Here is a 19140-nt window from a genome sequence, read left to right as displayed (position 1 = left end):
AAAAATTAATTTAAAGCATATTACAACGACTAAAACCAAAATGAAATCCAAAGAAAATATATAAACAATCAATATTAACAAACCCCAAAAAATAAAATTATTAATATTGTACTTTCTTAGAAAAAATAATAAAATCACTTACACATGCATTTTAAATCAATAATATTTACATCTTATTTCTTATTAACCTTGTTTTTAAGTAGTTCTTTAACGGCTCAAGAAAAAAATATTAAGGTGTTATTTGTTGGTAATAGTTTTACCTATTATAATAATTTACCACAAGTGGTTTCTGCAATGGCAAAGTCTCAAGGTGTTAATATAGATACAAAACATTCTACTGTTAGTGGTTCTAGTTTAGAAAATCATTGGAAAAGCGAAAGAGGAACTCAAACTCGTATCATGATTGAGTTAGAAAAATGGGATTATGTGGTTTTTAACAATCATAGTTTAAGCTCAATTTATTCGCCAGATAAATTTTTAGAATACAGTAAAAAATTTGCTGATTTAGTAAGATCTAAAGGTGCTGAACCCATTTTTATAATGACTTGGGCGTATAAATCAAATCCTTTAATGTTACCAGAAATTGAGAAAATGCACAAAAAACTTTGTGAACAAACCAACACAAATTACATTCCTGGCGGGCCACTTTTTGCAAGTTCAATAAAATACAGACCAGACATAGAATTATTTCATGATGATATTCATCCATCATCAAACGGAACCTATCTTTTAGGCTTAGCCTTTTATAAATTTTTTACAGGAAAAAGCGTTTCTGGTATTCCGGGAAACATATCAACATTAGATACAAACGGACAGATTTTATACTTAATTTTTATGAAAGATTATGATGTTCCTTTTTTACATCAATTAGTAAATGAATTTCCTTTTAAAACTTTAGCATCAAAAACAGAGAAAAATTTAGAACATAAAACTATTATGAACATACAGCAATTTAAAGAAAAACTAAAAACAACTCCAGCAGCAATAACATTCGCAGAAACCCTGCAGGTAATTGATGACAATTATAACTTTACACCCACAGCTTTTACTAATGGAAACTTAAAAAATAAAGCTGGTGAGAATTCTGGTTCTTGTAAAATATTTGCATTTGCTATTCAGCAGAAATTAACAAAAGCAGAAACATTACTTTGTTTTGCAGAACACTTTAGAACTGTATTAAATGACGACAAAGGTACTTCTCATCAAAATATTAGAAATTTTATGAAAACTGGTTTCGAAGGGTTGTCTATTGATGGCGCTCCTTTATCTTTAAAAAATTAATTATTTAAAAACCAAATAATTGCAAAATCTTTTATCAGAAATAAAACAATGTAAAATTTGCGAATCTTATTTAGATTTGGGCGCAAATCCTGTTGTTACAGCTCATAAAAATTCTAAAATTGCAATTATTGGTCAAGCTCCAGGAATTAAAGTTCATAAATCTGGAATTCCTTGGGATGATGCAAGTGGAAAGCAATTAAGAAAATGGCTAAATGTTTCTGATGAAGATTTTTACAATCCAGAAAATTTTGCAATAATACCAATGGGATTTTGTTATCCAGGAAAAGGTAAAACTGGAGATAAACCGCCAAGAAAAGAATGCGCTCCTAAATGGCATCAGCAAATATTTGAGTTAATGCCAAATCTTAAAATGATTATTTTAATTGGTATGTATGCTCAAAAGTATTACTTAAAAGACAAAGCAAAAAAAACGCTCACAGAAACTGTGGATAATTATCCAGCATATTTACCCAAGTATTTTGTATTACCTCATCCTTCGCCTAGAAATCGTTTTTGGCTGACTAAAAATCCTTGGTTTGAGAAAAATGTAATTCCGGAATTACAAAATAGAGTTGCTAAAATTCTCAATTAAAATAACTATTTTTAGGACTTCTAAAATAGAGTTATGTTCAAAAAATTTATTCCTTTTTTATTTATTTCAGTCTTTTTCATTAATTGTAAAGATGAGAAACCTTTAGTATTATCATCTTTAAATTATACGGATATAATCAACCAAGAATTTACTGGAGATTTAGCTTTTGAAACTACTTCTTTTGTAGAAAAATATTGGCGAGTTGTTGGCAATACTGGCTTTAATAAAAGCATTTATAAAATTGCTGACGAACTAGAAAAAGCAGGTTTTATTTTAGAAGAAAATGCTACTGAAAATGATATTTTAACCTACAGAATAGAAAAACGAGCACTTAAAAAACCAACTTGGGAATCTGTAAATGCAGTTGTAAAAATTGAAGGAGAAAACGAACCTTTATTGCAACATAGCACAAACAGAAACATGATTGCTTTAAATTCTTACAGCACGCCAAAAGAAGGAATTATTGCAGAAGTTGTTTTTATTGATCACATAAAAAAACTTTCTACAATGGATGTTAAAGGGAAAATTGTTTTTGCAGAAGCAAGTCCATATCAAGTTTACAAAACTGCCATTATTGATGGAAAAGCAGCAGGAATTATGACTTACAATAATCCTGATTATTTACAACCAGAAAAAAATACAACTTCTATTCAGTTTCGCTCAATTCCTTTAGATTCTGTAGATAAACCTTGGGCAATTGCACTTTCTTATCAAGCAAAAGAAAGATTAAAAAAAGCTTTAGAAAAAGGAGAAACAACTTTAAATGTTAAAGTAGAAACTAATATTTATCCTTCGGAAGAATTAACAATTGTTGCAGATATTAAAGGGAATCAACATCCAAAAGAACGTTTAGTTTTTAGCGCACATGTTCAAGAACCTGGTGCAAATGATAATGCAACTGGAGTTGGAGTTGCGCTTGAAATGGCAACTTTAACTGCAAAATTTATCAAACAAAAAGAATATCAACCAAAAAGAACTTTAACTTTTTTATGGGGTGATGAAATTGTGTCTACAAGACGATACGTGCAAGAAGATTCTATAAGAGCAAAAGAAATTAAATGGGGAATTTCTTTAGACATGGTTGGCGAAAATACCGAGAAAACTGGCGGAACTTTCTTGATTGAAAAAATGCCAGATCCGAGTGCTATTTGGACGCGCGGAAATGACAAACATACAGAATGGGGAGGTTCTAAAATGAGTTTAGAACAAATGAAACCTCATTATTTAAACGATTTTTTAATTGATAAATTTAAATCACAAGGAAAAAGAGCAAATTGGATTGTCAGCACAAATCCGTTTGAAGGAGGAAGTGATCACGTGCCTTTTTTACGTGAAAATATACCAAGTGTTTTGTTCTGGCATTTTACAGATCAGTTTTATCATACAGATAATGACCGAATTGATAAAGTATCTAAAACCACTTTAAAAAATGTAGGAACAACTGCTTTAATTGCAGCTTACACGTTGTTAAATGCTGATGAAAATACTGCGAAATCTATTTTATCAGATTTAGAAAAAGCAGCAATAAATCGTTTAAATGAAGAGTTAAAACAAAGTAAAATTGCACTAAATAAAGGTGAATCTTTTGCAACACAAATAGAAATTATTTCTGCTTGGAAAGATTGGTATCAAAAATCTTTTACAACAACTAAAGACTTGGTTTCTGATAAGAAAATCATCAGCAAAGAAATAGAAAAATCTAAAAAATTAATTGATTCTGTTGCCACAGAAATTGAGAAAATATTAAAGGAAAATCTTTAATATTCTATTATCAATCTTTTGATTCATTGCATTAAAAAACCTTCTCCGTTCCATAGAAACAGTGCCAGAAAGATTATTAGAGAAGTCTAATTGCCCATTTAAATAAGCTTCTATTTGATTCGTTGTATTTTTATCTATAACTTTAAAATACGTTAAATTGGTGTAAGGCACAAAAACGGTTGACTCAACATCCGATTTCATTAAAATTGTATTTAAAAGAGAAATTACGTTGTTGTGGTATAAAGTAAAACTATTACTGCCTTGGTTTCTCTTTTTATTTTTTGCTTGCGCTTGTAAAGATTTTAATGATTCTTTTAAACCATCAGCAATTAAGATAGTTTCCTTTTTTGTAGTAAGACCAATTTCAAAAAAATATTGAATTTGGTTTAAAATATTGTCAATAGTAGAATCATTCCAAACTTCTATTAATGCAACTTTTTTATATTGATTTAAAAAAGCATTATAGTTTTCTAAAATGGTTTCTGATGGATTAAATTTAGAAAAAGGAACCTTCTTTTCTTCTGGATCTTTACTTAATGTGTTTATAAAAACGTAAAGTCTAAAATTCTTTAATGCTCCCCTATCCGAATGATAAAAAGGAAAATCTTTAGCACAATTAATTATTTGTCCATTTTTAGAACTTATAACATTTTTTGCTTCAACTGTAGCTTTCTCAAAAAATACTTCTAACGCATTATTAGATAAAATTGGATGCGTTTTTTCTACAAGAACCCTATCATTATCAACCTCTTTATCAATAAAAAGGTCATTTAAATTAAATTTAAAATGATTAGAAAGTAGTAAACCTTCTTTTAAAGTTAACGCGGTTTTACCTTTAATTCTTCTATAAGCAGCATCGTAACTAATGTCTAAAATGTCTGCAATTTCATCTGTAAATGAAAGGTTTTTTGGTATCTTAACCTTTAAATAATTAAATAATTTATCTTCTACTTCATTCATCTTTTTCCCTATTTTACTTAAAAATCACAAAAATTAAATATGTGCCTTTGTAAATTTCACAACGGCTAAATTACACATTTTTATTATGTTTGTATTATAAAACTACTAAGGTTGGGGGACCTAATAGATTATTAACAACCTTCTCTATAAAAAGAGAAGGTTTTTTTAGCGCTAATTTTAATATTTAGAGCCATTATGTTTCCCTACTTCAAAACCATGTTTTCCTAAAAACTGATTTCCACTTTCAATAGCATCTTCTTCTAAGGTTGTTCCCATAGAATCATTCCAACGATTTAAATATCCAAAGAGAGAAATTACGCCCAACATTTCTACAATTTCGCCTTCGTTCCAATATTTATATAATTCTTTTTTAATAGTTGCATCAACAGCATTTGGCACCATAGAAGCTGCTAAAGAAAAATCTAAAGCCGCTCTTTCTGCGTCAGAAAATGCTTTATGAGTTTTATATTCCCAAATATTATCTAATTGTTCTTGCTCTGCTCCATAACGTTCTGCAGCTCTAATTGCGTGCGCTTGGCAATATCTGCAACCTGTTGCATTACTAGAAACCCAAGCAATCATTCTTTTTAAAGCAGATGTAACTCGCCCTTCATTTGCCATAACAGCTTTATTTAGGTTGATAAATGCTTTAGAAATTGCGGGTCTGCGTTGCATTGTTAAAACCGAATTTGGGCAAAAACCCAACGTTTCATTAAAGAATTCTGCAAGCTTTTTTGTTTCTAAATCGTGTTCTGCATTTAACGGACTTACTAATGGCATAATGTTATTTTTGTCGATTATTTATTTAACTTTACCCTAAATATAACCTTAAAAAATGAAAATTAAACTACATTCTTTTAATCTTGAGTTAAAACACACGTTTACAATCTCTAGAGAGTCTCATGATTTTCAAAAAACATTAATTATAGCGTTAGATTCTGATGGTTTTTCTGGTTTTGGTGAAGCAACTTCAAATCCTTATTACAATAGCACTATTGATAAAATGATTGCTGTTATTTCAAATAACAAAGCTTTTATAGCATCATTATCCGCAGAAAAACCTGCCGAATTTTGGCGAAAATTACAACCTTTTTTTAAGGATGATATGTTTGCTTTATGTGCTTTAGACATGGCTTTTAATGATTTATATGCACGTAAACAAAACAAAAAATTATATGAAGTTTGGGATTTAAAAATTGATAAAAATCCGATGACAAACTATACAATTGGTATTGATTCTGTTGAGAAAATGGTTGCCAAAATGAAAGAACTTCCTTGGCCAATTTATAAAGTAAAGTTAGGTACAAAAGACGATATAAAAATTGTAACCGAGTTAAGAAAACATTCTGATGCTATTTTTAGAATTGATGCAAATTGTGGTTGGACAGTAAATCAAGCAATAGAAAATTCGTTTAAACTAAAAGAATTAGGCGTTGAGTTTTTAGAACAACCTTTAAAAGCTGATGATATTGAAGGCGCAAAAAAATTATATAAAGAATCTGCTTTGCCAATTATTGCTGATGAAAGCTGCATTGTAGAAAGTGATGTAGAAAAATGTGTTGGCTTATTTCATGGTGTAAATGTAAAACTCACAAAATGCGGTGGTTTAACTCCTGGTAAAAGAATGTTAGAAAAAGCTAGAGAATTAGGTTTAAAAACAATGGTTGGTTGCATGACAGAATCTACAATTGGTATTTCTGCAATTGCGCATTTATTGCCTTTGTTAGATTATGTTGATATGGATGGAAGTCTGTTATTAAAAAATGATATTGCAACAGGAATTACGATACATAATGGTATAATTTCTTATGCTGATAAAAACGGAATTGGAGCTTCCTTACTTTAATGTATGCAACTAGATAAACTACCAAATACCACTGCGTTTTTTAATGACGTTGAGCATCTTTATTTTAGCGGAACTTCTTATTTAGGAGTTGCTGCTTTGCCCGAATTTCAAGAAATTGTTTTTAAAAACATGAAGAATTTGGGAACTTCTTATGGGAGTTCTAGAAATGCAAATCTTAAATTAAATGTTTACAAAAGAGGTGAAGATTTTTTATCCACTTTTATAAATCATGAAGATTGTACAACTGTTTCTTCTGGAACTATTGCTGGGCAATTTGCAATTGCTACTTTAGAGAAAATTGTTGATACTTTCTATTTTATGCCAAAAACACATCCTGCAATTTTACCTAAAAATGCATTGCCTGTTTTTGAAGAAAATGGTTTAAATTCTTTACTGATAAATCAAAAAGAAGAAACCATTTGTATTGTTGTTGATGCAATTGCTGCTCTAGAAACCAAACCTTTTAATTTTGATTTTTTACTTGAAATATCATCCCTAAAAAAAGTATTTCTTTTGGTGGATGAATCTCACAGTTTTGGTATTTTAGGTGAAAATGGAAACGGAATTTCATCAACAATTAACATTCAAAAAAACATAGAAATTGTAACAGTTTCTTCGCTTACAAAAGCATTCGGAATTAACGGTGGCGTTATTTCTGGCACAAAGAATTTTATCAAATTAATTAGAGAAAATCCGCTTTTTGTGGGAAGTTCTGGTATGAATCCAGCTTTTTTAGAAAGCTTTTTAGACGGACAAGATTTGTACAAAAATCAGCAAAAAAAATTGCAAGAAAATTGTACGTATGTGTATGAAAACTTGAAACATTTAGACAAAATAAATATCTCTAAAAATTATCCTGTTTTTTTTATAAATGATGAAAACATCGCTGATTATTTATTGACTAAAAAAATAGTAATTACCAGTTTTTATTATCCAACTTCATCAAAAAAAATTAACAGAATTGTTTTAAACGCCAATCACACAAAAGAACAATTAGATATTTTAATTGAAAGCTTACTTTCTTATTAAGCTAAAATTTCCTGTTTTTTCAACAGAATATCCATTTATATCAGTTAAAATCGTTTTAAACCAATAATCGTTTGATGGTGCTTTTCCGTTGTTAGAATCTCCATTCCAACCATCAGAATTTTTATCAATCGTATAAATTAATTTTCCAAATCTGTCATAAATATACACTTCAGAAACTGTGTAGAAATCTTTGTTGTAACCTTCTATTTTCCAAATATCATTGTCACCATCTTCATTTGGTGTAAAAAACCTTGGATAACCTAAAATAGCAAACTGATATTCTTGAGTTCCACATTCTAAAGTATCCTTAATATATAAAGTGTGAATTCCTGTAGAAATATATTCGAAAAAACCTACGTTTCTATAAATTCCAAACTCATCATCCAATGCAAATTCATAATTTCCAATTCCTAAATTAGGATTGTTTACATAAATTGTATTATTGTTTGAATTTTCAACAATAATAAAATCGTTTTTTGTGATGCTTGCAATTTCAGAATTTATAACAGAAATCGCCTTTTCTTCGGATGTACAACCTGCATCAGAAATTGCACTTACAGTGTAATCTCCAATCGTAGAAACAGTATTTGAAGTTGTATTTCCAGAAATAATTACGCCATCTTTTTTCCAAACATAAGTATAATTCCCTTGTTGATTTGTAGTTTCTAAAGTTACAGAACCTACATCGTTACATAAAACATAGGTGTTTTGCATTACATCAAACTCAGGTATTGTAGCATCCACAACTGCTGTAACTGGTGTTCTTGATACTGAATTACAATCAGCATTAATTGCTGCTACATAATAAGTTGTTGTGACATTCAGATCTGGTGTTGTATAATTAGTTCCTGTAAAAAGTGGAATTGTACTTGTTAAAGATTCATACCAATTTACTTGACCAGCAGAAGCAGTAGCTTTTAAATTTGCTGTTCCAGAACAGATTAAATCGTTATCTGTAGCAATTATAACTGGTATTTGATTTACGGTTACAGTTATTGGCGTTCTTTGCAAAGTTGTACATCCGTCAACAGAAATTGTTGCATAAAATGTTGTACTTGTTGTTAAATTAGCTGTTGTATACGAAGTTCCTTTTGCCAATTGTGTTCCTCCTGAAGAAGCATCAAACCATAAAATTTCACCTTCACTTGGCGTTGCTGTAATTATTGTAGAACCAGATTCGCAAATAGTTGCAGTTGTTGTAGAAAGTATTTGAGGAATATAAATACTTGTTGTCGCTACTATATTTATTGGTGAATCTGTAGGAATTCCATATTCTACAATATAGCCTTTAGGTTCATAATCTCCAGTGTCATCACCAATGTTCGTTAAATCGTTCCAAGCACCTGAAACACCAATACCTGGAGCTGTAATATGTACATAATCTTCTCCTCTATTATCAAAATTATTAGGTTCTCCTGTATTCCAAAATGCAAAATTTGGAGAACTCCCATTTACGCCACCATTCCAAAAAATTGTTCCTGCTTCTGGTCCAGTAACCCATTTCCAAACATCGGGAGAACCTGCATCAGAACCACCAATCCAACCAGCACCTGAAGCTTGTTTTCCTGCAAAATCGGCTTCTTCTTTACTTGTTAACGTTGCTAAATAACCTTGTCTGCCAAAATAAGTTCTATTTTCTGCAGCTATTTTTGCATCAGACCATGTAATACTTTGGTTGTCTACAAATTCATAAAAATGATCTGTAGAAGGTAAATAATTTGCATCACCAATACTTAAAGAAAAGAATTTTTCTGCAACCACATTTGTTGTAGAACTTGTAAAAACAACATCCTTTACAGCGCTTTCTAAATCTGTTAGTAACATTTCTAGTCCAACAACAGAAGATGTTAAGGTTAATTTTCCTTCGGATGAACTCCAAGTAGATCTAATACTTGGATGAATTCCTGATACTTCTAATTTATCAAAACCAACTTGATAACCTGTAGAAATCTGAATAAAAAAGGTTTCTATTGTTGTATCATCAATATCTGTAATAGAAAAATCTGTAACAATATATATAGCGTTTCCAGTACAAAAAACTTGCCTTCCGTCTGCAGTTATTGATGGTGCATTATCGGTTTGAGAATACAAAAACGTAGACAACATTAATAATAGAAAAACTATTATTTTATTTACAAATTGAACAGTTTTAGTCATTTTAATCATTAACTTATACGTGTTTTCTTATTTTTGTAAGAATGCACAATTTAATACTTCAATTTTTAAATAATATACATAATGGTAAAAAATTTAGTTACAACAGTTTGGACACAGAAATCTCAATTTGAAACAGATAATCCTAGTGGACATAAATTTACAATGTTTGATAAATCACAAGACAATGGAGACACTGTTGGTTTTGCTCCTAAAGCTTTAATGTTATCTTCTTTGGCGGGTTGTTCTGGTTTAGATGTCGTTTCTTTATTAACAAAAATGCGTGCAGAAGTTGCCGATTTTAAGATTGAAGTTACTGCAGAATTAACAGATGAACATCCAAAATTTTACAACAAAGTAAAAGTTGATTATCATTTTACGGATAGTGATTTACAGCCAGAAAAAATTCAGAAAGCGGTAAATTTATCTGTAACAAAATATTGTGGAGTGATGGAAATGTTTAGACAATTTGCTGATGTAAAAATAGAAATTCACTTGCATAATTTAGAAACTAATTAAACAGATGTTGAAATAAATTCAGCATAAACAAATTGCTATGAGATGGACGTTAAAGTCAAAACCAGAAAAAGAAAAAATTGATAAATTAGCCAAAGAATTACAAGTAAATTCAACAATTGCAAGTATTCTTTGTCAAAGAAATATAGAAACATTTGAGGAAGCTAAAAAATATTTTCGCCCAAGTTTAGACGATATTCATGATCCTTTTTTGATGAAAGATATGGATTTGGCAGTTGCTAGAATTGAAACTGCAATTGCTAACAACGAAAATATTTTAGTTTTTGGCGATTATGATGTGGATGGAACAACTGCTGTTTCTTTAGTTTCATCTTACTTAAAAACAATTTATCCAAATATTGCGACTTACATTCCTGATAGATATGCTGAAGGTTATGGCGTTTCTTATATGGGAATTGATTTTGCGCATGACAATGATTTCTCTTTAATTATTGCGTTAGACTGTGGAATAAAAGCAATCGAAAAAGTAGCATACGCATCAGAAAAAAACATCGATTTTATTATTTGCGATCATCATAAACCTGGACCAGAAATTCCGAAAGCTGTTGCTGTTTTAAATGCAAAAAGAGAAGATTGTAAGTATCCTTTTGATGAACTTTGTGGTTGTGGAGTTGGTTTTAAATTGATTCAGGCTTTAGGGGTTTCTCGAAATCAAACTATTGAAGATTTTGTGCCTTATTTAGATTTGGTTGCAACTGCAATTGCCGCAGATATTGTACCAATGAATGGCGAAAATAGAATTTTAGCTTTTCACGGATTGAACGTTATCAATAATAATCCAAGAAACGGAATTAAAGCAATTATTCATCAGATTAAAAAAACAGAACTCACCATTACCGATGTTGTTTTTATAATTGCGCCAAGAATAAATGCTGCTGGCAGAATGAAACATGGTAATTATGCCGTTGAATTGTTAACAGAAATGGATTTAGTTGCTGCAATAGAATTTGCTGCCGCGATAGAAATTTTTAATGCTGATAGAAAAGATTTGGACAAAAAAATTACTTCAGAAGCTATTATTCAAATTATTGATAATGAAGAAGAAAACAGGTTTTCTACCGTAGTTTTTCAAGAGGATTGGCATAAAGGTGTTATTGGTATTGTTGCATCAAGATTGATAGAAAAATATTACAGACCAACGTTGGTTTTCACTAAAAGTGGCGATAAATTAGCTGCTTCTGCCCGTTCTGTAAAAGGTTTTGATGTGTACAATGCATTAGAAGCTTGTACTGAATTTATAGAACAATTTGGCGGACATAAATATGCTGCTGGTTTGACTTTACTGCCAGAAAATTACGAAAATTTTAAAAATAAGTTTGAAGAAGTTGTTTCTAAAACCATTGATAAAGAATTATTAACTCCAGAAATTTCTGTGGATGCAGAACTCCATTTATCAGAAATTACACCTAAGTTTTTTAGAATAATTCAGCAAATGGCACCTTTTGGACCAATGAATATGAAACCGACTTTTAAATCTACTTGTGTTAGAGATAATGGTTATGGAAAACAAGTTGGCGTCGATAAAACACATTTAAAATTAAATGTTTTTCAAGGTGATAATCAAAAAACATATAACGCTATTGGTTTTAATTTGGGTGATAAAATGGCTTTTGTACAAAATGATTTTGATATTGTGTATGCTTTAGATGAAAATGAATGGAATGGCTATAAATCAATACAATTGTTGTTGAAAGATTTGAAATAATTTACTAAAAAAATACATCATTATTAAAAAACAAACTTCTCAAAAAAAAAACATAAAACTCTAATTTTCCATTGAAAGTAAAACCATTCTTAATTCCATAAAAGTAAATGATTTATCTACTTTTTCTTTGAGTTCTGTAAGATTTTTAAACTCGGTTTCTTCTATAGCTTTTATAATTTCCTTATACTTTTTAAGTTCTACTAATTCTAGAATATCAACTTCGCCAGAAGGAATAAAACTTGCTAAATGACTTTCTATAGTTCCTTTTGTTAAGCTACGTTCTTTAGCAATTTCTTTAATAGACAAACCCGATTTAAATAACTCGAAAGAAATTTGTTTTGTAGATTTTTTATCTTCCTTTTTTTGCTCGTTTTGTTGATTAATTCCGTTTTCTTTACAATATTGTTCTATAACTTCTAATATTTCTTCTCCGTATTTAGAAACACGAATTTTACCCATTCCAGAAATTTTTAACAATTCTTTTTCTGATCTTGGCAATGCATCACATATTGCGTATAGAGTTTCTTGCGTAAATATTTGAAAAGCAGGTACATTTTCATTTACCCTAATTTCATCTCTTAACGCTCTTAATTTTAAAGCCAACAAAGGATCTTTTCGAATAGAAAGTGTTTTCTTTTTTGTTTTTGGTGCAGATTTTTGTAAAACAGCATTTGCTCTAACTTTTAAATATTCTTTAACCTTAAAACCGTTATTCATTTTATTTAAAGCAAATAATTTTTCTAATAATTTTTCTTGTAAAGAATCAAACTGAGTAGTAAAATCTTTCTTTACAGCTTTATTATCCGAAGAAAACTCAATTGCATTTAAAGGTTTTAAAATGTTGTTTTTTGTCTGATTTAAAAAATAATCGACAGCTTTAGTAAATCGTTCTTGAACTTGCGAACTATTTTCTGGTAAAACCATGTCTTTTGATAAATCTTTTAACTGATTTTTAAATCCGTTAGAAACCTTCATTAATGCAACAACACCATCATCTTTTATGGTTTGCAAATGATCTATAACATCACCTTTTATACTTGATTTATTTTTATAAAAAATATCTATCAATCTTGTTATTGGATACAAAAAACTCTTATAATCAAACAATTCTGAAATTAAATTTAATTGAAATTGTATTTCAGATTCGTTTAAAATTATTTCATCAGGATGATTTTCTTCAACACCTTCATTAAAAATACTTACTGTTCTATCATTAATTATTGCATTGCTTGTAATTGGCGTTTTTAAAACTAAACCTTCTAAAGAAGTACATCTACTTAACGCCACATACGTTTGCCCATGTGCAAAAGAAGCTTCTGCATCAATTATGGCTTTATCAAAAGTTAAACCTTGACTTTTATGAATGGTAATTGCCCAAGCTAATCTTAAAGGAATTTGCTTAAATGAGCCAATAACATCTTCTTTAATCTCTTTGGTAGCTTCGTTTATAGAGTAATTTACATTATCCCAAATTTCTCTCTCTGTAACTATTTCATCAATTTCGTTTGCACATTGTACAGTTACATTTTCCTTAGAAATATCTGTAACAATTCCTATTTTTCCGTTGAAATATCTTTTTTCTGAAGAAGAATCATTCTTGATAAATAGTACTTGTGCACCAATTTTTAATTCTAACTTTTCGTCATTTGGATATGAATTTTCATTAAATTTCCCTGAAATTTCAGCATCAAAAAAATAGCTTTTAGTTTTAAGCTTATTCAACTCAGAATCGTTAATTAAGTTTGCTCTTTTATTATGCGTTGTAAGCGTAATATAACCATCATCTTTTGTTGGTGAAAAAGTAGGGTTGTATTGGTCATTTAAAATTTTTGATGACTCATCTGATAAAGTATCTGTTCTAATTTCATTTAAAATTTTAATAAAATCTTCGTTTTTTTGACGATAAATATGTTTTAATTCTATAGAAACCACATTGGCTTCTTGGTAGGCTTTAGAGCTAAAAAAGTAAACGGTTTTGTAATGTTGTTGTAATAAACTCCATTCGTTTGGTCTAACAACTGGCGCTAATTGTTGTAAATCTCCAATCATTAAAACTTGAGCGCCGCCAAAAACTTTGTTTCTGTTTTTATAACGACGCATCACTTGATCTATTCCGTCTAATAAATCTGCACGAACCATAGAAATTTCATCAATAATTATTAAATCTAACGATTTTATAATATCTATTTTAGTTTTAGAAAACTTACGTTGCTGATTTGTATTTGCAATTTGATCTGGTAAAATAGGACCAAAAGGCATTTGAAAAAATGAATGAATTGTAACACCTTTTGCATTAATTGCAGCGACACCAGTTGGCGCTACAATAACCATTCTTTTTAAAGATTCTTTTTTAATTTGATGTAAAAAAGTGGTTTTCCCTGTACCTGCTTTTCCTGTAACAAAGATATTTCTATCTGTTTTATTTATAAATTGTAGGGCAAGTTCTAATTCAGGATTTTTTGGCATCTTACTTTTTACTCTTTTTTTGTCTATGTAAAAGTAGTTTTTTACAATAACTTTTTATTCAAAAAAAACAATTTAAGTTTTTAAATTTTACTTAGAATAACATATTATTAAGAACGTAAAATCTTATCCATTTTTCTACCTTTTGCCAATTCATCAATCAACTTTTCCATTTGTCTACATTGTTTATACAATTTAAACTCATCTTCTATTTCTTCAATACGGTAACCACAAACAACGCCTTTAATTAAATTTATATTTTTATGTAATGTTGCTTTTTCAAAAAAAGTTCTATAAGTTACTTTTTCATCGATAAGAGCTTGTAATTTATCTTCGTTATAACCCGTTAACCATTCTATAACTTTATTTAGTTCTTCTTTGGTTCTACCATTTTTTATCAATCTATTTAAATAAAGTGGATAAATAGTTCCGAATATCATATTAGCAACTTGTTCATTTTTTTTAGCAGTAACTTTCATTATATCTATGTGTTAATAAAGCAATTTACAAAATTCTATGAAACAATAAGCTAACAAACAAGCTTAGCCCAGATTGAAGCATTTGTTTGAGCTCTTTTTTGGCTTTTTCTGGCAAAAAAAGCGAGTGCTGAAAGCTGGAAATAGCTTCTAATAAAAAAACCTTTCTGATTTCTCAAAAAGGTTTTTTAAGTATTTATAAGTCAAAATGTTTGACTACATTTCTAATGCTTTTGCTGGATTACCATCCATCAATAATTCTACTGGGTTTTCTAAAGCTTCTTTAACAGCCACTAAGAAACCTACAGATTCTCTACCATCTACAATTCTATGATCGTAAGAAAGTGCAACATACATAATTGGCTGAATTACAATTCCCCCATTTACTGCCATTGGTCTGTTTACAATATTATGCATTCCTAAAATTCCACTTTGAGGAGGATTTAAAATTGGTGTTGATAACATAGAACCAAATACACCACCATTGGTGATTGTAAACGTTCCACCAGTCATTTCATCAATAGTAATTTGACCATCTCTAGCTCTAATTGCCAAACGTTTTACTTCTGATTCTACCCCTCTAAAAGATAAGTTTTCTGCATTTCTAATTACTGGAACCATTAATCCTTTTGGTCCAGAAACTGCAATAGAAATATCTTGAAAATCGTTCTTAATTTGGTAATCTCCATCAATCATAGAGTTTACATCTGGATACATTTTTAAAGCTCTTACTACCGCTAAAGTAAAGAAAGACATAAAACCTAAACCAACACCATGTCTTGCTTTAAAAGCTTCTTTATATTCTGTACGTAAATCAAAAATTGGTTGCATGTTTACTTCGTTAAAAGTAGTTAACATAGCCGTTTCACTTTTAACAGCTACCAAACGTTCTGCAACTTTTCTACGCAACATAGACATTTTCTTACGCTCTGTTCCTCTAGAACCATAAGCCGGTTGCGTACCCATAGAAGGCACTGCTTTTACAGCATCATCTTTGGTAATTCTTCCATCTTTTCCTGTTCCTTTTATAGCTGAAGCTGTAATTCCTTTTTCTGCTAAAACTTTTTTAGCAGCAGGAGAAGCTGTTCCTGTTGCATACGTTGCTGCTTTTGGCGCTTCTTTTACTTCAACTTTCTTTTCTTCTTTTGGTGCTTCTGTTTTAGCAGGCGCATCACCCTCTGGCTTTTCTGCACTTGTGTCTATTAAACAAACAACAGCACCAACAGCAACAGCATCACCTTCTTCTGCTTTTAAAGTGATAATTCCACTTTCTTCTGCAGGTAATTCTAAGGTTGCTTTGTCAGAATCTACCTCTGCAATTGGTTGATCTTTTTCAACATAATCTCCATCCTCAACTAACCAAGTTGCAATTTCTACTTCTGTAATTGATTCCCCTGGAGAAGGAACTTTCATTTCTAAAATCATTAGTTCTTTATTTTTTTTAATCTGAAATTCTATTTTATTATTTGGGCGTTTTAACAGGCTTTCCACTATATCTTTTTATTTTTTTTCTTATCAGTCAAAAAATAAAAAGGATGCCGTTTCAATCCTTAACGCAACTTACTCATTACTAAAAACACTATCAATAACAGCTCTATGACGTTTTTTAAATCGTGTACTAGAACCTGCTGCCGGAACTGCATAATATTTACGAGAACGAACACTTAATTTTACAAGTTCAAAACGTTCTAACATATAACTCCAAGCTCCCATATTTCTAGGTTCTTCTTGCGCCCATATATATTCTTTTACGTTAGGATATCTGTCTATTACTTTCTGAATTTTTTCTAAATGCAGAGGAAATAATTGTTCAATTCTAACCAAAGCTATATCTTCTCTTTCTAAAAGCTCTCTTTCTTCTAATAAATCATAATAGAATTTACCCATACAGAAAACTAATTTAGTAACATTCTTTGGGTTTAATGTATCATCTATTACTTCTTGGAATTCTCCGGTTGCTAATTCTTGAACAGTATTTATTGCTTTTGGATGACGTAATAAACTCTTAGGAGTAAATACAATTAAAGGTTTTCTATAATTACGTTTCATATGTCTACGTAATAAATGATAGAAGTTTGATGGTGTTGTACAGTTTGCCACCGTCATATTATCTATAGCACATAATTGTAAATAACGTTCTATTCTTGCAGATGAATGCTCAGAACCTTGCCCTTCATATCCGTGAGGTAACAAGACAACAATTCCGTTTTGTAATTTCCATTTATCTTCTGCTGCAGAAATATATTGGTCAAACATAATTTGTGCACCATTAGAGAAATCTCCAAATTGAGCTTCCCAAATAGTTAAGGTATTTGGATTTGCCATGGCGTAACCATAATCAAAACCTAACACACCATATTCAGATAATAACGAGTTGTAAATCGTCATTTCCCCTTTATTATTTGGATTTGTGTTTAGTAAGTTTATACGTTCTTCTGTAACTTCGTCACGCAAAATAGCGTGTCTGTGAGAGAAAGTTCCTCTTTCTACATCTTGTCCAGAAATTCTTACATTATAACCTTCTTCCATTAAGCTTCCATAGGCAAGTGTTTCTGCCATCCCCCAATCTAAGGTATTTGATTCAAAAGCCATTTTTGCTCTTCCAGCTAAAATACGTTCTGCTTTTCTAACAAACTTTGCTCCTTCTGGTACAGTAGAAACTACTTTTGCAATTTCTTTTAATTTTGTTTCATCATACTTAGTATCATCCGTAAGTAACATTGCTTCTAAGTCTTCACGCTCAAAACCTTCCCAAGTAGATTGCATAAACTCTCTAACAATAGATTTTTCTACTTTTTTAGCTTCATCAAATTCTCTTTCAAGCATTTGTTTAAACTCAGTAGTAATTTCATTTAAATAAGAATTATCTATAGATCCTTCTGCAAGTAATTGTGCAGCATAAATATCTTTTGGATTTTTATGTTTAGAAATTGCTTTGTATAATGTTGGTTGTGTAAAACGAGGTTCATCTCCTTCATTATGTCCGTATTTACGGTAACCTAATAAATCGATAAAAATATCTTGCTTAAACTTCATTCTAAATTCTAACGCCATTTCCATTGCATGACAAACAGCTTCAGTATCATCTGCATTAACATGTAATACTGGAGATAATGTTACTTTTGCAACATCTGTACAATACGTACTAGAACGTGCGTCTAAATAATTGGTTGTAAAACCAATTTGATTATTAACAACAATATGAATTGTTCCTCCTGTTTTATAACCATTTAATTTTGCCATTTGAGTTACCTCATAAGCAATACCTTGTCCTGCTATTGCAGCATCACCATGGATTATAATTGGCAATATTTTACTTTCATCACCATTATATTTTCTATCAATTTTTGCTCTTGTAATACCTTCTGCAACCGCAGCTACAGTTTCTAAGTGAGATGGGTTAGGAACTAAGTTCATCTTAATTTCATTTCCGTCTCTATAAGTTTTACTTAACGTTAAACCTAAATGGTATTTTACATCACCATCAATATCTTCATCTTCGAAATCTTTACCTTCAAACTCGCTAAATAAATCTCTAACTGGTTTTTTAAAGATATTAACTAAAGTGTTTAAACGACCTCTATGTGCCATTCCAATAACACATTCTTTAACTCCGTATATTTCTGCAGCGTCTCTTAAGATAACACTCATACCTGGAATTAAAGTTTCTCCTCCTTCTAAAGAAAAACGTTTTTGACCCACATATTTTGTTTGTAAAAAACTTTCAAAAGTAACAGCTTGATTTAATTTACCTAAGATATACTTTTTAGCTTCATTAGAATAATTAGGGTGATTATCATTTTTATTGAATCTTTCATGCCACCACTTTAATTTTTCTGGATTACGCATGTACATATACTCAACACCAATAGAGTCGCAATAAATACGTTTTAGATTCTCTATGATTTTAGAAAGAGTTGTTTTACCTAAACCTAATAATTCTCCAGCAGAAAATTCTTTATTTAAATCTTCGTTAGATAATCCAAAATTTTCTATATCTAATGTTGGATGATATTTTCTTCTGTCTCTTACTGGGTTTGTTTTAGTAAAAAGATGTCCACGAGTTCTATATCCGTTAATTAGATCTACTACTAAAAATTCTTTACGAACCTCTAAAGGTATTTCTACGGAATCGTTTTCGTCTTTTAAAAAATAATTTTCATTGGCTAAATCATAACCTTGAAAAAAACTCCTCCAACTTGGTTCAACCGAATCTGGATTTATTAAATACTGATCGTATAAATCGGCTATAAAGCCTGTATGTGCTGCGTTTAAGAACGAGAATTTGTCCATATAATATTTTGTGCTTTTTATATAAGCTTATTATTTATACAAA

At 30.1% G+C, this 19140-nt stretch carries 14 protein-coding genes and 1 pseudogene; 8 read left to right on the top strand and 7 right to left on the bottom strand.

Annotated features, from left to right (window positions below; all coding sequences use genetic code 11):
- Positions 1–144: 144 nt before the first annotated feature.
- From BLT70_RS17535 to BLT70_RS00315, 4 genes and pseudogenes are all read left to right on the top strand, one after another.
- Positions 145–768, top strand: a pseudogene (locus tag BLT70_RS17535) (hypothetical protein); the annotation flags it as partial.
- A gap of 168 nt (positions 769–936) precedes the next feature.
- Positions 937–1281 (top strand): HopJ type III effector protein, encoded by a 345-nt coding sequence (locus BLT70_RS00325; protein WP_091897273.1) that lies wholly within the window; start codon positions 937–939, stop codon positions 1279–1281.
- 19 nt (positions 1282–1300) lie between these two features.
- Positions 1301–1873, top strand: a complete 573-nt coding sequence (locus BLT70_RS00320) for a uracil-DNA glycosylase family protein (protein ID WP_091889952.1) — start codon at positions 1301–1303, stop codon at positions 1871–1873.
- A 33-nt stretch (positions 1874–1906) separates the two neighbouring features.
- Positions 1907–3634, top strand: coding sequence for a M28 family peptidase (locus BLT70_RS00315; RefSeq protein WP_091889949.1), 1728 nt, complete (start codon positions 1907–1909; stop codon positions 3632–3634).
- Here the strand turns inward: BLT70_RS00315 and BLT70_RS00310 are convergent.
- Both BLT70_RS00310 and BLT70_RS00305 read right to left on the bottom strand, forming a co-directional pair.
- Positions 3617–4594 carry a hypothetical protein gene (locus BLT70_RS00310; RefSeq protein WP_091889946.1) on the bottom strand — a complete coding sequence of 326 codons (978 nt, stop codon included), beginning with the start codon at positions 4592–4594 and terminating at the stop codon, positions 3617–3619. The genes BLT70_RS00315 and BLT70_RS00310 overlap by 18 nt on opposite strands.
- Positions 4595–4771: 177 nt before the next feature.
- On the bottom strand, positions 4772–5374 hold the full coding sequence (locus BLT70_RS00305) for a carboxymuconolactone decarboxylase family protein (RefSeq protein ID WP_091889943.1): 603 nt from the start codon (positions 5372–5374) through the stop codon (positions 4772–4774).
- A 55-nt stretch (positions 5375–5429) separates the two neighbouring features.
- Here BLT70_RS00305 and BLT70_RS00300 point away from each other — a divergent pair, with 55 nt between their 5' ends.
- A complete protein-coding gene (locus BLT70_RS00300) occupies positions 5430–6440 on the top strand; it encodes a dipeptide epimerase (protein ID WP_091889938.1) in 1011 nt (336 codons plus the stop codon).
- 3 nt (positions 6441–6443) lie between these two features.
- Entirely contained in the window at positions 6444–7469 is a 1026-nt protein-coding gene (locus tag BLT70_RS00295; protein WP_091889935.1) for an aminotransferase class I/II-fold pyridoxal phosphate-dependent enzyme, read from the top strand.
- Here BLT70_RS00295 and BLT70_RS00290 read toward each other — a convergent pair.
- Positions 7455–9626 carry a T9SS type B sorting domain-containing protein gene (locus tag BLT70_RS00290; protein ID WP_231962763.1) on the bottom strand — a complete coding sequence of 724 codons (2172 nt, stop codon included), beginning with the start codon at positions 9624–9626 and terminating at the stop codon, positions 7455–7457. The genes BLT70_RS00295 and BLT70_RS00290 overlap by 15 nt on opposite strands.
- Before the next feature lie 81 nt (positions 9627–9707).
- Between BLT70_RS00290 and BLT70_RS00285 the strand changes: the two genes are divergently transcribed.
- A complete protein-coding gene (locus tag BLT70_RS00285; RefSeq protein WP_091889932.1) occupies positions 9708–10142 on the top strand; it encodes an OsmC family protein in 435 nt (144 codons plus the stop codon).
- A 37-nt stretch (positions 10143–10179) separates the two neighbouring features.
- Entirely contained in the window at positions 10180–11865 is a 1686-nt protein-coding gene (recJ, locus tag BLT70_RS00280) for a single-stranded-DNA-specific exonuclease RecJ (RefSeq protein WP_091889930.1), read from the top strand.
- A gap of 60 nt (positions 11866–11925) precedes the next feature.
- On the opposite strand, the gene BLT70_RS00275 is transcribed toward recJ, so the two are convergent.
- From BLT70_RS00275 to BLT70_RS00260, 4 genes are all read right to left on the bottom strand, one after another.
- Positions 11926–14331 (bottom strand): helix-turn-helix domain-containing protein, encoded by a 2406-nt coding sequence (locus BLT70_RS00275; protein ID WP_091889927.1) that lies wholly within the window; start codon positions 14329–14331, stop codon positions 11926–11928.
- Between the two features lie 107 nt (positions 14332–14438).
- Positions 14439–14807, bottom strand: coding sequence for a DUF2200 domain-containing protein (locus BLT70_RS00270; RefSeq protein ID WP_091889922.1), 369 nt, complete (start codon positions 14805–14807; stop codon positions 14439–14441).
- Positions 14808–15020: 213 nt separating this feature from the next.
- A complete protein-coding gene (gene odhB / locus BLT70_RS00265; RefSeq protein ID WP_091897267.1) occupies positions 15021–16229 on the bottom strand; it encodes a 2-oxoglutarate dehydrogenase complex dihydrolipoyllysine-residue succinyltransferase in 1209 nt (402 codons plus the stop codon).
- 135 nt (positions 16230–16364) lie between these two features.
- Positions 16365–19097, bottom strand: a complete 2733-nt coding sequence (locus BLT70_RS00260; protein WP_091889919.1) for a 2-oxoglutarate dehydrogenase E1 component — start codon at positions 19095–19097, stop codon at positions 16365–16367.
- Positions 19098–19140: the final 43 nt, after the last annotated feature.

The sequence above is a fragment of the Polaribacter sp. KT25b genome, assembly GCF_900105145.1.
Taxonomy (GTDB): domain Bacteria; phylum Bacteroidota; class Bacteroidia; order Flavobacteriales; family Flavobacteriaceae; genus Polaribacter.
This window is presented reverse-complemented; position numbering and strand designations above follow the sequence as displayed.